This is a genomic window from Achromobacter sp. Bel (genome assembly GCF_012928505.1).
GTDB lineage: Bacteria > Pseudomonadota > Gammaproteobacteria > Burkholderiales > Burkholderiaceae_B > Achromobacter.
The window spans coordinates 1-14,232 of record NZ_JABBJN010000058.1; the positions used below are offsets into that span (position 1 = coordinate 1).

Annotated in this window: 13 protein-coding genes; 8 read left to right on the top strand and 5 right to left on the bottom strand. The window is 66.4% G+C overall.

Features of this window, described 5'->3' with window-relative positions:
* Both rimI and HG262_RS25750 read left to right on the top strand, forming a co-directional pair.
* Positions 1-582, top strand: a 582-nt coding sequence (gene rimI, locus HG262_RS25745) for a ribosomal protein S18-alanine N-acetyltransferase (RefSeq protein WP_248293502.1), incomplete at its 5' end; no start/stop codon positions are given.
* Entirely contained in the window at positions 579-1,559 is a 981-nt protein-coding gene (locus tag HG262_RS25750) for a uracil-DNA glycosylase (protein ID WP_169273715.1), read from the top strand. The genes rimI and HG262_RS25750, both read left to right, overlap by 4 nt.
* A gap of 90 nt (positions 1,560-1,649) precedes the next feature.
* Here the strand turns inward: HG262_RS25750 and lplT are convergent, their stop codons facing one another.
* Positions 1,650-2,963, bottom strand: a complete 1,314-nt coding sequence (gene lplT, locus HG262_RS25755) for a lysophospholipid transporter LplT (RefSeq protein WP_169273716.1) — start codon at positions 2,961-2,963, stop codon at positions 1,650-1,652.
* Positions 2,964-3,227: 264 nt separating this feature from the next.
* Between lplT and smc the strand changes: the two genes are divergently transcribed.
* The 3 genes from smc to ligA are packed head-to-tail and all read left to right on the top strand — an operon-like array spanning position 3,228 to position 9,987.
* Positions 3,228-6,761, top strand: a complete 3,534-nt coding sequence (smc, locus tag HG262_RS25760) for a chromosome segregation protein SMC (RefSeq protein WP_169273717.1) — start codon at positions 3,228-3,230, stop codon at positions 6,759-6,761.
* Positions 6,762-6,807: 46 nt separating this feature from the next.
* A complete protein-coding gene (locus HG262_RS25765) occupies positions 6,808-7,884 on the top strand; it encodes a cell division protein ZipA C-terminal FtsZ-binding domain-containing protein (protein WP_169273718.1) in 1,077 nt (358 codons plus the stop codon).
* On the top strand, positions 7,885-9,987 hold the full coding sequence (gene ligA, locus HG262_RS25770; RefSeq protein WP_169273719.1) for an NAD-dependent DNA ligase LigA: 2,103 nt from the start codon (positions 7,885-7,887) through the stop codon (positions 9,985-9,987).
* A gap of 134 nt (positions 9,988-10,121) precedes the next feature.
* Here the strand turns inward: ligA and HG262_RS25775 are convergent, their stop codons facing one another.
* From HG262_RS25775 to msrB, 4 genes are all read right to left on the bottom strand, one after another.
* The gene (locus HG262_RS25775; protein WP_169273720.1) at positions 10,122-10,898 is read right to left on the bottom strand and encodes a peptidylprolyl isomerase; all 777 of its coding nucleotides are present in this window, start codon (positions 10,896-10,898) and stop codon (positions 10,122-10,124) included.
* A gap of 17 nt (positions 10,899-10,915) precedes the next feature.
* Complete coding sequence (locus tag HG262_RS25780) at positions 10,916-11,185, bottom strand: BolA family protein (RefSeq protein ID WP_006223779.1); 270 nt, start codon at positions 11,183-11,185, stop codon at positions 10,916-10,918.
* A gap of 71 nt (positions 11,186-11,256) precedes the next feature.
* Positions 11,257-11,832, bottom strand: coding sequence for a septation protein A (locus HG262_RS25785; protein ID WP_169273721.1), 576 nt, complete (start codon positions 11,830-11,832; stop codon positions 11,257-11,259).
* Positions 11,833-12,231 (bottom strand): peptide-methionine (R)-S-oxide reductase MsrB, encoded by a 399-nt coding sequence (msrB, locus tag HG262_RS25790; RefSeq protein ID WP_169273722.1) that lies wholly within the window; start codon positions 12,229-12,231, stop codon positions 11,833-11,835.
* A gap of 52 nt (positions 12,232-12,283) precedes the next feature.
* Here msrB and HG262_RS25795 point away from each other — a divergent pair, with 52 nt between their 5' ends.
* The 3 genes from HG262_RS25795 to HG262_RS25805 are packed head-to-tail and all read left to right on the top strand — an operon-like array spanning position 12,284 to position 14,153.
* Positions 12,284-12,961, top strand: coding sequence for an ABC transporter ATP-binding protein (locus tag HG262_RS25795; protein ID WP_169273723.1), 678 nt, complete (start codon positions 12,284-12,286; stop codon positions 12,959-12,961).
* Complete coding sequence (locus HG262_RS25800) at positions 12,958-13,554, top strand: energy-coupling factor transporter transmembrane component T (RefSeq protein ID WP_169273724.1); 597 nt, start codon at positions 12,958-12,960, stop codon at positions 13,552-13,554. Before HG262_RS25795 ends, HG262_RS25800 begins: the two co-directional genes overlap by 4 nt.
* 41 nt (positions 13,555-13,595) lie before the next feature.
* Positions 13,596-14,153 (top strand): biotin transporter BioY, encoded by a 558-nt coding sequence (locus HG262_RS25805; RefSeq protein ID WP_169273725.1) that lies wholly within the window; start codon positions 13,596-13,598, stop codon positions 14,151-14,153.
* The last annotated feature ends 79 nt before the right edge of the window (positions 14,154-14,232 follow it).

Here is a 14,232-nt window from a genome sequence, read left to right on the forward strand (position 1 = left end):
CCCGAACAGGCCGCGCCGCTGTACGTGCGAGACAAGGTGGCCTTCACCACCGCCGAGCGCCTGCGCGGCGAAGGCGGCAATCCCAAGGCGCAGCCGTCGCTGGCGCCCCAGGCGCCCCTGATCCCGCAGCCGCTCACCGATGCCGATCTGGACGAGGTCGTGACGCTGGAGGCCCATGTGCAGGCCTTTCCCTGGACCCGGGGAAATTTCGCGGATGCGCTGGCTGCCGGCTACGGCGCCTGGGTGCTGCGCCGCGAGGGCAAGGTGGCGGGCTTCTGCATTCTGATGTTCGCGCCCGATGTGGCCCACCTGCTGGTGATCGCCGTGGCCAAGCCCCTGCATCGCCAGGGCCTGGGCGGCGTGCTTCTCGACTGGTGCGAGCAGCAGGCGCGCCAGCGCGGGCTGGAAGGCGTGCTGCTTGAAGTGCGCCCGTCCAACGCGTCCGCCGTCAGCTTCTATCAACAGCATGGCTACCTGCAGATCGGCGTGCGCCGCGGGTATTACCCGGCCGCCAAAGGGGCGCGTGAAGACGCGCTCGTCATGCAGAAGCGGTTTGCGGCCGTGGCGGAGGAAGCGGCATGAGCTTGCCGACCGCCGCCGCCAAGCCGGCCGCTCCCCGCGTCAATCCCCTGCAGCGCATCTGGCTGCGGGAGATCGGCATGGAACGCCTGTGGATGCGTCCGGCACCCGCCGCGGCGCGGCCCGTCATCGTGCCGCAAGTCCTTGTTTCCCAACCGGTTTCGGCCCTTGATCCGGTGCCGGCCATCGTCGCGAAAGACATTGCGCCGCCGCCCGCCGCGCCGGCTGCGGTCGACAGTGCCGCGCCGGTGGCCGAGCCCGTGGCCAAGACTGTCGCTCCGTCCACGCGCGCGAACGGGCGCCCGGGCATTCCGGCGTCCATCCTGAACCGCACCGGCCCGCCACCGCGTCCGGTGCCCAAGGCGGCCGAGGACGAAGTCGTCGAAGCGCCGCGCCTTCCGGTGGCCGAGGCCGTCAAGAACGCCAACCTGGACGAATTGCGCGAACAGGTCGTTGCCTGCACCGCCTGCGGCTTGTGCGAAGGGCGGCGCCACGCCGTGTTCGGCCAGGGCGCTACCCCGACCCGCTGGCTGGTCGTGGGCGAAGCCCCGGGCGAGCAAGAGGACCGGCAGGGCCACCCCTTCGTGGGCCGGTCCGGCCAGTTGCTGGACGCGATGTTGGCCGCGGTGGGCATGAGCCGCGAAACCGACGTGTTCATCACGAACGTGATCAAGTGCCGCCCGCCGGGCAACCGCAACCCCAAGCCCGAAGAGATCGCGGCCTGCAGCCCGTATCTGATGCGGCAGATCGCCTTGCTCAAGCCCGAGCGCATCCTGGTGCTGGGCCGTTTCGCGGCGCAGACGCTGCTGGGCACGGACGCCACGATCGGCAGCCTGCGCGGGCGCCTGCATTCGCTGAAGACTGACGAGGGCGCCGAGATCCCGGTCATCGTCAGCTACCACCCGGCCTATCTGCTGCGCAGCCCCTCCGAGAAGGCGCGGGCCTGGCAAGACCTGAAGCTGGCCTCCCGCGGGATTTGACCGCCGTCGGCGGGCGGTGCACGCAAAAAGCAAAAAACCGGGCATGCGCCCGGTTTTTCTTTGTAGGATCAATCGCTTGGGGGCGATCGGCTAGTGTGTGGAATCCAGCGCGCGGCCGTGGCCTTCCTGGCCGATCTGGTCGTGCAGGTCGGGGTTGGCCTGCATGTTGCGCTTGCTCCAGCGCATGAACACGACCATCAGCACGGCGACGACGGTGCCGAAGATGACGATGATGATGTTGATCGGCAGTTGCAGCCACAGCAGCAGGGTGTACATCGCCACCATCAGCAGGATGTTGAGCTGTTCGTTGAAGTTCTGCACGGCGATGGAATGGCCGGCCGACAGCAGCACGTGGCCGCGGTGTTGCAGCAGGGCATTCATGGGCACCACGAAGAAGCCGGCCAGGCCGCCCGTGATCAACAGCAGCAGGTACACGCTCCAGGGCGAGTAGACCAGCGGCATCAGCAGCACGACCAGCCCCATGGCGGCGCCGACCGGCAGCACGGCCAGCGCGCGGCGCAGCGGGATGCGGCCCGCCAGGATCGAGCCCACCACCGTGCCCAGCGCGGCCACGCCCATCAGCATCGAGGCCTTGTCCAGTTGATAGCCCAGGTGGCTGCGGCCCCATTCGATGACGATCAGCTGGAGGGTCGCGCCGGCGCCCCAGAACAGCGTGGTGACGGCCAGCGAAATCTGGCCCAGCTTGTCGCGCCAAAGCACGCAGACGTAGCCCCAGAACGTGCGGATCAGCCGTACCGGGTTCTTTTGCTGCGGCGGATAGCGCACGTGGGTGTGCGGAATCATCAGGTTGCACAGCGCTGCCAGCAGATACACGAAGGCGATCACGAGGATGGCGGCTTCGGCGGGCGTATGCACCAGGCTGCCGATGAACGAGTGGCTGAGCAGCGCGGTGGAGACCGAGGACGAGATCAGCAGGCCGCCCAGCACCGTGCCCAGGATGATGGAGAAGACCGTCAGGCCTTCGATCCAGCTGTTGCCCTTGACCAACATGTGGGGCGGCAGCATTTCGGTGACGATGCCGTACTTGGCGGGCGAGTACGCGGCGGCGCCAATGCCCACGACGGCGTAGGCCGCGCACACCAGGTAAGTCTGATATTCGGGGGCGACGCCGATGCTGGCGTACGAGAACATCAGCAGGCACCCGGCCACCTTCAGGGCGTTGGTGGAAAACATCACCCGGCCCTTGGGGAAGGAGTCCGCCAGGGCGCCGACAAAGGCCGCCAGCACCACGTAAGCCAGCGCAAAGGACCATTTCATCATGGGCGCCAACCAGTCGGGGCCGTGCAGTTCCTGTATCAAGGCGATCGCTGCGATGAACAGCGCGTTGTCCGCCAATGACGAGAAGGCCTGCGCGGCCATGACTAGATAGAAACCACGTTTCAAGAATGTCCCCGTTCTTTGGCCTGTGCCTGGCCGGTCCGCGTGAAAATTATGTGTCGTGCCAAAAAGTGTCAGGGAGTATAGCCGGAGCGTGGATGCGCGCTATTGAGCGTTTGCCCGCGGGTTGACCGTTGCTAACGTTTGGGGACAGACTGCCTGCGGTATCATACGACCCATATGTGAGCCGGCCCTTGATGGGCCGGTTTGCAATCTGTGCGGCAGGTCCGTTAACGCCTTTCGTTCAACCCACCCCGTCGTCATCGTACTGTGCGTCTCACTCAGCTAAAACTCGCCGGCTTCAAGTCCTTCGTTGATCCCACCGTGATCCCCGTGCCCAGCCAACTGGTCGGCGTGGTGGGTCCCAACGGCTGCGGAAAATCGAACATCATTGACGCAGTACGCTGGGTGCTGGGCGAGGCCAAGGCCTCCGAGCTGCGCGGCGAGTCCATGCAGGACGTCATCTTCAACGGCTCGGGCCACCGCAAGCCGGCCGCCCGGGCGTCGGTGGAAATGGTGTTCGACAACAGCGAAGGGCGCGCCGCCGGCCAATGGAGCACCTACGCCGAAATCGCCGTGCGCCGCGTCCTGACCCGGGACGGCACCAGCAGCTATTTCGTCAACAACCAGCAGGTCCGCCGCCGCGACATCCACGACATTTTCCTGGGCACCGGCCTGGGCGCGCGGGGCTACGCCATCATCGGCCAGGGCATGATCAACCGCCTGATCGAGGCGCGCCCTGAAGAACTGCGGGTATTCCTGGAAGAAGCGGCCGGTGTGTCGCGCTACAAGGAACGCCGCCGCGAGACCGAAAACCGCCTGTCCGACACGCGCGAGAACCTGACCCGCGTCGAAGACATCCTGCGTGAACTGAACAGCCAGCTGGAAAAGCTTGAAGCGCAGGCCGAAGTGGCCACGCGCTACCGTGAGCTGCAGGCCGACGGCGAAAAGAAGCAGCACGCGCTGTGGTTCCTGAAGGAAACCGGGGCGCGCGAGGAGCGCGCCAAGAAAGTCCAGGAAATGGCGCAGGCCCAGAACGAGCTGGAAGCCGCCATCGCCGGCCTGCGGGCGGGTGAAGCGGCGCTGGAGTCCCGGCGCCAGGCCCACTACGCCGCCAGCGACGCCGTCCACACCGCCCAAGGCGGGCTCTACGAGGCCAATGCCCAGGTCAGCCGTCTGGAAGCCGAGATCCGCCACGTGGTGGATTCCCGCAACCGCCTGCAATCGCGCCGCGACCAGTTGCAGCAGCAGATCGCGGAATGGACCAGCCAGCGCGAACATTGCACCGAACAGATTGCCCAGGCCGAAGACGACCTGGCGACCGCCGCCGCCCGCACCGAAGAGGCGCGCGCCACGGCTGAAGACGCCCAGGCGGGCTTGCCTTCGGTCGAGCAGCGCGTGCGCGAGGCCGCATCCGGCCGCGACGAAATGCGCGCCGCGCTGGCCCGCGTCGAACAGAATCTAGCGCTGGTCGCCCAGACCCAACGCGACGCCGATCGCCAGATGCAGGTCCTGGAGCAACGCCGCGAGCGCCTGCAGCAGGAACTGCGTGAACTGCACGCCCCGGATCCGGTGCGCCTGGAGCAACTGGCCGGCGACCGCCTGGCGGGCGAAGACCAGCTGGAAGAAGCCCAGGAAGAATTGGCCACGCTGGAAGGCCGCGTGCCGGAAGCCGACGCCGAGCGCAGCCGCGCCCAGGCGGCCGCCCAGACCGATGCGCAGAACCTTGCGCGCCTGGAGGCCCGCCTGTCGGCGCTGGTGAAATTGCAGGAAGACGTGCAGAAGCAGGGCGCGCTTGAGCCCTGGCTGGCCAAGCACGAACTCGCCGGCCTGTCGCGCCTGTGGCAGAAGCTGCACGTGGAACCGGGCTGGGAAACCGCCCTGGAAGCGGCGCTGCGCGAACGCATGGCGTCGATGGAAGTGCGCAACCTGGACTGGGCCCGCGCCTTTGCCGAAGACGCGCCGCCCGCCCGCCTGGCGTTCTATCAGTTGCCTGCCGCCGCGCCCGCACCGGCCGCGCCTGCCGGCCTGACGCCGCTGGCCAGCCTGCTGCGCATCACCGATCCCGACCTGCGCACGCTCTTGAACGAGTGGCTGGCCGGGGTTTACACCGCCACCGACGTGACGCAAGCCCTGGGCATGCGCGCGTCCTTGCCCGCCGGTGGCGCCTGCGTGGTCAAGGCCGGCCATCTGGTCGACGCGCACAGCGTGCGCTTCTACGCCCCGGACTCCGAACAAGCCGGCCTCCTGGCCCGCCAGCAGGAAATCGAAAACCTGCAGCGCGAGATCAAGGCCCAGCAGTTGATCGCCGACCAGGCGCGCGCCGCGGTCGCCCGCGCCGAAGCGGCCTGGCAGCAGGTGTCCCAGGCCATCGCCCCGGCGCGCACGCGCGTGGCCGAGGTCACGCGCCGGGTGCACGACATCCAGTTGGAACACTCGCGGCTGCAGCAGCAGGCCGAGCAATCCGGCGAACGCGCGTCGCGCCTGCGGCAGGACCTGGAAGAAATCAAGGTCCAGGAAGAAGACCTGCTGGCCACCCGCGAAGAGGCCGAGGCACGCTTCGAGACCCTGGACGAAGAGCTGGCCGAACACCAATCCCGTTTCGCCGACGCCGAGATCGACGGCGAAACGCTGGCCGCCCAGGCCGAGGCGGCCCGCACGCGCCTGCGCGAACTGGAACGCGCCGCCCAGGAAGCCGAATTCGCCGAGCGCGGCATCCAGGTCCGCATCACCGATCTTCAGCGCAACCAGCAATTGGCCGCCGACCAGAGCCAGCGCGGTTCGGTCGAACTGGAACAACTGATGGGCGATCTGGCCGAACTGGACGCCTCCGCGTCCCAGGCCGGTTTGCAAGATGCCCTGGAAGCACGTGCCGAACGCGAAGAAGCGCTGTCCCGCGCGCGCCAGGAAATGGAAAACCTGGCCGCGTTGCTGCGCGGCGCCGACGAAGACCGGCAGCAGCAAGAGCAAACGCTGGAGCCGCGCCGGGCACGCATCATGGAATTGCAGTTGCAGGAACAGGCCGCCCGGCTGGCCGAAGAACAGTTCACCGAACAGCTGAACGCCCGCGAAGTCGACCGCGAAGCGCTGGCCCAGGATTTGGCCAACGCGCCGGACGAATGGCGCCGCGCCAGCTGGCTGCAGCAGGAAGTGGGGCGCATTTCGCGCCAGATCGAGTCGCTGGGCTCGGTCAACCTGGCTGCGCTGGACGAACTGAACACGTCGCGTGAGCGCAAGGGCTTCCTCGATTCGCAACACCAGGACTTGATGACCGCCATCGAGACGCTGGAAGACGCCATCCGCAAGATCGACCGCGAAACCCGCGAGCTGCTGCAAGAGACGTTCAACGTCGTGAATGGCCACTTCGGCGAACTCTTCCCCAAACTGTTCGGCGGGGGCGAGGCCAAGCTCAGCATGACCGGCGAGGAAATTCTGGACGCGGGCGTGCAGGTGATGGCGCAGCCTCCGGGCAAGCGCAACAGCACCATTCACCTGCTGTCGGGCGGCGAAAAAGCCTTGACCGCGACCGCGCTGGTGTTTGCGCTGTTCAAGCTGAACCCTGCGCCGTTCTGCCTGCTGGACGAGGTGGACGCGCCGCTGGATGACGCCAACACGGAACGCTACGCGAATCTCGTCGCCAGCATGAGCGAGCAAACCCAGTTCCTGTTCATCTCGCACAACAAGATTGCCATGCAGATGGCCAAGCAACTGATCGGGGTAACCATGCAAGAGCAAGGGGTTTCGCGTATCGTTGCGGTAGATATAGATTCGGCCGTGCAAATGATGGCCTCCGAAGCGGCATAAACCCAATATTTAGAAAGGCGCCGCCCTGTTGGCGCGGGATTTACACATGAGTGATTTGCAGATCGGGCTGATTGCCCTGGGCGTCTTGCTGATACTGCTGGTGCTGGGGTTCAACTGGTGGCAGGATCGGCGCGTTCGGCGCAAGATGCAGAGCCATTTCCCCACCTCCGAGCAGGATCCCCTGCTGGGCGGCGCGGCTGCGGCCGGCGCCGCGACCACGGCTTCCGGGGCGGCGTCACGCCGCGAGCCTGGCATGGGCGGCGACGCGCCGCGCAAGGAAGGCCAGCCTGCGCCGGTGGACCCGGGCAGCGATGCCGACGACGCCGAGGAACCCGATCCCGCCTGCGAAGTGGTCATCGAGATCAACTTCGCCGAACCGGTTCGCGGCGCGGACCTGCTGCCGTACATGCAAAGCCTGCGCCATGTGGGCCGCAAGCCCATGCGCGTGTTCGCCGAAACCGACCAGCGCCGCCATCGCGCGCGGGTGCATGCCGGCGAAAACTACGCCTCGATGCAATTGGCGGTGCTGCTGGCCAATCGCAGCGGTCCGCTGACCGCCATCGAATGGTCGCAGGCCTGGGCCCGGGCCCAGGACATGGCCGAACGCTTTGACGCCACAATCGAAGGCCCGGACCAGCAAGCCGTGCTGGAGCAGGGCGCCCGCCTGGACGATACCTGCGCCGCCCTGGACACCCAGGTCGGTCTGACCCTGATGTTGGGCGCCGCCCAACCGGCCGCCGAAGTCCTGTCCGTTGCCCGCGATACGGGTTTCGTGGCGGACGGCAACCGCCTGGCCTGGCCTGCCGAGAACGGCGTGACCCGTTTCACCCTGTCGCGTGCGGACGGCGCCGCCTTCGACGCCGGCATGGGTGGAATCGAACGCTTGTATCTGCTGCTGGACGTGCCCTGCGCGCCGGCGGACAGCCGCGCCTTCGGCCGCATGGTGGATGTGGGCCGCGACCTGGCCGCGCGCTTGCGCGCTGAACTGGTCGACGACCAGGGCAAACCGTTGGCCGACGGGTCTGAGACGGTCATCGACGAACGGCTGCAAGTGCTGTTCGAACAGCTCGAACAAGCGGGCCTGCCTGCAGGAAGCGAGCGCGCTCAACGGGTGTTTGCGTAAATGAGCAGCGCGTCCGGTGGGGAAAACGCGGCCGAGGCCGCGGCGCGCTTGCGCGCAGAGCTTGAACAGCACAACGTCCGCTATTACGTCTACGACGAACCCACCGTCTCGGACGCCGAGTACGACGGGTTGATGCGCCAGCTTGAAGCCCTGGAGGCCGAGCACCCCGAGCTTGTCACGCCCGAATCGCCCACGCAGCGCGTGGGCGCCGCGCCGGTTTCGGCGTTCGGCAGCGTGCGCCACGCGGTGCCCATGCTGTCGCTGAATAATGCGTTCGACGAGGAAGAGGTCGCGGCCTTCGATCGCCGCGTGACGGACACGTTGCGGGGCGCGGGGCTGCTGGGCCCGGCGCAGCAAGCCGATTATTTCTGTGAGCTGAAGCTGGACGGCCTGGCGATCAGCCTGCGCTACGAAGACGGCCGCCTGGTGCAGGCCGCCACGCGTGGCGACGGCCAGACGGGCGAGGACGTCACGTCCAACATCCGCACGATCAAGGCGATTCCGCTGCAGTTGAAGGAAGGCGCCCCGAAGGTGCTGGAAGTGCGCGGCGAGGTGCTGATGAACCGCGCCGACTTCGAAAAACTGAATGTGGCCCAGGCCAAGCGCGACGAGAAAGTGTTCGTCAATCCGCGCAATGCCGCCGCCGGCAGCCTGCGCCAGTTGGATCCGCGCATCACGGCCAAGCGGCCGCTGCGTTTTTTTGCCTACGGCTGGGGCGAGGTCCAAGGCCTGCCCGGCGCGCAGAGTGGCCTGTTCGACGAGGCCTCGGCTGGCGCCGGGCAAGCGTCGCTGCTGCCAGAAAAATCGCACGGCGCGATGCTGGCCTGGCTGCACGCGCTGGGCCTGCCGGTCAATCTGATGCATAACCATCGGGCCGCGGGCGCCGAAGGCCTGATGGCCTTCTACGCCAAGGTGGGCGCGATGCGCGCGACCCTGCCTTACGACATCGATGGCGTGGTCTACAAGGTGGATTCGCTGCCGGCCCAGAAGGTGCTGGGCTTCGTGGCGCGTGCGCCGCGTTTCGCGCTGGCGCACAAGTTCGCCGCCGAAGAGGCCACGACGACCCTGCTGGATATCGAGGTGCAGGTAGGCCGCACCGGTGCCATTACCCCGGTGGCGCGTCTGAAGCCCGTGTTCGTGGGCGGCGTCACCGTCACGAACGCCACGCTGCACAACGAAGACGAGATCCGCCGCAAGGACGTGCGAATCGGCGACACGGTCATTGTGCGCCGCGCGGGCGACGTGATTCCCGAAGTGCTGGGGCCGGTGCTTGAAAAGCGGCCGGACGACGCTCGGGAATTCGTCATGCCGACGGCCTGCCCGGTCTGCGGATCGGCCATCGAAAGGCTGGAAGACGAGACCATCGCGCGCTGTACCGGCGGCCTGTTCTGCGGGGCGCAGCGCAAGCAGACCCTGTGGCATGCGGCCAGCCGCAAGGCGCTGGATATCGAGGGCCTGGGCGAAAAGCTCGTGGACCAGTTGGTCGACAGCGGCCGTGTCAAGACGCTGGCCGACCTGTACAGCCTGCGCCCGCTGGAACTGGTGGGCCTGGACCGCATGGGCCAGAAGTCCGCCGACAACCTGGTGGCCGCCATTGAAAAGGCCCGCGAGCCGGGCTTGGGCCGTTTGCTGTTCGCGTTGGGCATCCGCCACGTGGGCGAAACGACCGCGCGCGACGTGGCGCGGCATTTCGGCAGCATCGACGCGATCATGGACGCAGACGAAGAGGCCCTGTCTTCGGTGCCGGACGTGGGCCCGGTGGTGGCGGCGTCCATCCGCCGCTTCTTTGCCGAGCAGCACAACCGCGACGTGATCGAACAACTGAAGGCGCAAGGTGTGAGCCCGGTGGCCGAAGCCGTGCCGCAGGGCACGACGTTGGCTGGCAAGACCTTTGTGCTGACGGGCACGCTGCCCAATTGGACGCGTGAAGAGGCCTCGATGCACATTCAGGCCGCGGGCGGCAAGGTCAGCGGCTCGGTATCCAAGAAGACCGCGTACCTGGTGGCCGGTGAAGAGGCCGGCAGCAAGCTGACCAAGGCGCAGGAACTGGGCGTGACCGTGTTGGACGAAGACGCGCTGAAGGCCTTGCTGGGCATGTCCTAGGGCCCAGGTCGGGCTTGCCTGCCAAACGAAAAAGCTGCACGCCTTGGGCGCGCAGCTTTTTTTTGCCTTGAGGTGGCCGCAAGGCAAAAAAAACTGCCCGCATCGGCGGGCAGTCTTCTTGTCTGGCGAGAGGCTTACTGGATCTTGGCCTTGTCGCGCAGTTGCTTCTGGTAGTCGGCCAGGGTTTGCTGGCGCAGCATTTCTTCCAGTTGCGGACGCACTTGATCCAGCGGCGGGAATTCCACCGGGCGGGTGTCGTCAACCATGATGATGTGCCAGCCGAACTGGGTCTGCACCGGCTTGTCGACCAGCTGGCCCTTCTTCAGCTGGGTCACGGCTTGCGCGAACGGCTGGACGTAGTTGGTCGGGGGAGCCCAACCCAGGTCGCCACCCTTTTCGGCGCTGCCGGGGTCCTTCGAGTTCTTCTTGGCCAGATCGTCGAACTTGTTCTTGTTGCTCTTGATCTGGGCCAGCAGGTCATTGGCCGTCTTCTCGTCTTCGACGAGGATGTGACGGACCTTGTATTCCATCTTGCCGGCTTGTTCTTTCTTGATCTTGTCGTATTCCGCCGTGACCTTGGCGTCCGACACCGGATTCTTGGCCAGGTAGTCGGCCATCAAGGCGCGGACCAGGATGCCTTGGCGGGCCAGTTCGACTTCGGTCTGGACGTCGGCTTGCTTGGCGATGCCGCTGGATTCGGCGGCTTGCACGAAGATCTGGCGGTTGATCATTTCCTGCTTGACCTGTTCGCGCAACTGCGGCGAATCGGTCGCGCCCTGGCTGACCAGCAGCTTGACGAATTGATCCAGGTTCTTCTGCGGAATGGCCTTACCGTTGACGGTTGCCACGTTTTGCGCGAAAGCAGGCACGGCGATGACGCAGGCCGCAGCCAGCATGACGATGCGTTTCATGAATATCCTTTGACTTTCTATTTGGGAGCCTGGGCATCTAGCGCAAGCGCATGAATCGGATAGGGGATCAAATCTTGCAAATGATGATACACCAGCCTATGTCGCGCTACGGCGGAGAGCCCTGCAAAGCAAGACGCAACGATGTGCACGCGATAGTGGCCGGCGCCGTTTTTACTGCCTTCGTGACCGGCATGCAAATGCGAGTCGTCCAGAATGTCCAAAGTGAGGGGTTCCAGGGCGGCTAGGCGCTCCCGGATCAGGGCGATGCGGTCGGTGGTGTCTGACATGGCGGCAAGGGGGAAGTTCCGGCGCGCCGCCCGGGGGGGCGGCCACGCCGAGGGTGGGGCCGTCTGGCGGATTAGGGCTTGCCCGGCGGGGGACCAGAGCTGGCGTTTTCGTCGGTCTGGATGTGTTTGCCCAGCCACACGGACTGGCCGATCACGAACACGACCATCAGGCCCATCAGGCCGAAGGCCTTGAAGCTGACCCATTGCGATTCGGTGAAATGGCCGGAGAACGCCACGTACAGGTTCAGCGCGCCGGCGATGAGGAAGAACCCGGCCCAGACGAGATTCAGCCTGTCCCAGGCGGCGTCGGGCAACTGGATCTGCTTTTCCATCAGGCGGCGGATCAGGTTGCGGCCAAACAGCAGGCGGGCGAACAGCAGGGCGCCGCCGAACAGCCAATACAGCACCGTGGGCTTCCATTTGATGAAGACGTCGCTGTGCAGCCAGATCGTGGCGCCGCCGAAGACCAGGATGACCGTCAGGTTGATCCAGTGCATGGCCTCGGTGGCGCGGCCTGTGGCTTTCAGCCAGATGATCTGCAGCACGGCCGCCGCCATCGCGACGCCCGTGGCGATGAAGATATCCGTGTACCGGTAGGCGATGAAGAACAGGAACAGCGGGAACAGGTCGAACAGAAACTTCTTCATTCAGTCTTCTATGGGTTCAAACGTCATCGACAGGGAGTTGATGCAATAGCGCAGGCCGGTGGGCTCGGGGCCGTCGGGAAAGACGTGTCCCAGGTGCGAATCGCAGACGTTGCACTGCACTTCGGTGCGCACCATCCCGTGGGTGGTGTCGCGCTCTTCGCGGACCAGTTCCGGGTCCAGCGGCTGGAAGTAGCTGGGCCAGCCACAGCCGGCGTCGAATTTGGTGTCGGATGCGAAGAGGGCGGTGCCACAGCCCACGCAGCGGTAGATGCCGGGCGTGGTGGTATTCCAGTAACGCCCGGTGAATGCGCGTTCGGTACCCTTTTCGCGGGTGACCACGTATTCTTCGGGGGAAAGCTGGGCGCGCCATTCGGCGTCGGATTTGCGTACTTTTTCCATATGAGCTCTTGGAGTCCCGATGCCCGAAATGGTTCGGGCATAATCCCGCCCCATGTTAATCGAGTTTGACCAGGCGGTAGTGTCGACGCCCCAGGCGGAAGTATTGCGCGGGGTGAGCGTCACGCTGGCCGAACGCCGCATCGGCATCGTCGGCCCTAACGGGGCGGGCAAGAGCACGCTGGCGCGCCTGGTCAACGGATTGGTGCTGCCGTCCGCGGGCTGCGTCCGGGTGGACGGGCTGGATACCCGGAAAGATCTGAAGGCGGTGCGTCAGCGGGTCGGCTTCGTGTTCCAGAACCCCGAAAACCAGATCGTCTTTCCCATTGTGCGGGAAGACCTGGCGTTCGGGCTGAAGCGCCTGGAGCCCGACAAGGCGCTGCGCGAGAGCCGCATCGAATCGCAATTAGGCGCGCTGGGCGTGGGCCATCTGGCCGACCGCACGAGCCATACGCTGTCGGGAGGCGAGCGCCAGCTGGTGGCCCTGGCGGCGGTGCTTGTGATGGAACCGGCGCTGATCGTCTTCGACGAGCCCACTACCCAGTTGGACCTGCGCAACCGCAACCGGGTGCGCGACGCCATCGCCGCGCTGTCCCATGACGCCATTGTCGTCAGCCATGACCTGGAATTGCTGGAAACGTTCGACCGCGTGCTGGTTGTGCGCGATGGCGGCATCGCCGCCGACGACACGCCGGCGGCCGCCTTGCGCTGGTATCGGGAGCACTGCGCATGATGGAGCCTCTTTACGTCCCCGGCCAGACGCCGCTGCATCGGCTGCCGGCCTGGCTGAAGCTGGCGGCGCTGATCGCGGCAGGCGCCGGACTGTTCATGCTGCGGGACCCCCGTTGGCTGGCCGTGGCGTTTGCCGCGGCCGTGGTGCTGGTCGGGTCCACGGGCGTGGCTGCCGCGGCCGTCTGGCGGCAGACGCGCGGGCTGCTCTGGGTGCTACTGGCGGTGGCGCTGTTCACCGGATGGTTCCAGGGCTGGGTGGAGGCGCTGGCCGTGGTGCTGCGCGTCGGGGCGATGGTGGGGCTGGCGCTGGCGGTAACGCTGTCCACCCGTACATCGGACCTGATCGCCGTCTGCGAACGCGCGCTGATGCCATTCGAACGCATTGGCCTGGTGGATGCCGGCAAGGTTGCCCTGGCGCTGGCGCTGGCCTTGCGCTTCGTACCCGAGATATGGCGCAATTTCCAGGAGATCCGCGAAGCGCAGGCCGCGCGCGGACTGGGTGCCCACCCCGTCGCCTTGATCGTGCCCTTGATCGTGCTGACATTGAAACGCGCCCAGGAAGTGGCCGAAGCCATCGACGCGCGCAGCCCGTGACGGCGGCGCGCACTGCCTTGATTCCGTAGAGGGGAAAAACCATGAAATCCAATAACACCGTGCTGATCGCGCTGTTCGCGGCGCTGATCGTCGTCTTAAGCCTGATGCCGCCGATCCCGCTGCCCGGCATTCCGGTGCCGATCACCCTGCAGACGCTTGGCGCCATGCTGGCCGGCGCGATGCTGGGACCCGTGCGCGGCGCGCTGGCCTGCCTGCTGTATCTGGCGCTGGCGGCCATCGGCCTGCCCGTCCTGCCCGGCGGCCGCGGCGGGTTGGGCGCCTTCTTCGGCCCCACCGGCGGATTCCTGGTCGGGATGGTGGCCGGCGCGTTCGTGACGGGCTGGCTGGCACGCCGCCTGGCGGGCCGCGCCACGGGGACCTGGACGGGGCTGGCGGGTTATGTGGCCGCTTGCGTCGTGGGCGGCATCGCCGTGGTGTATGCCTTCGGCGTGCCATGGCTGGCCTCGGTGACCAAGATGGGCCTGCCCAAGGCGGCGATGGCGGTGGTGGTGTTCCTGCCGGGCGATCTGGTCAAGGCCGTGGTGGCCGCGTGGGTGGCGTCGCGCGTTGAACGCGTGTGGCCGATGCTGGGGCGGTGAACCGGCCGGCACAGGGAATCCCCCAACTGACGCGCGGAAAGTTTTTCTAGTACAAGTTCGCCATTAACGAATGCGTTTG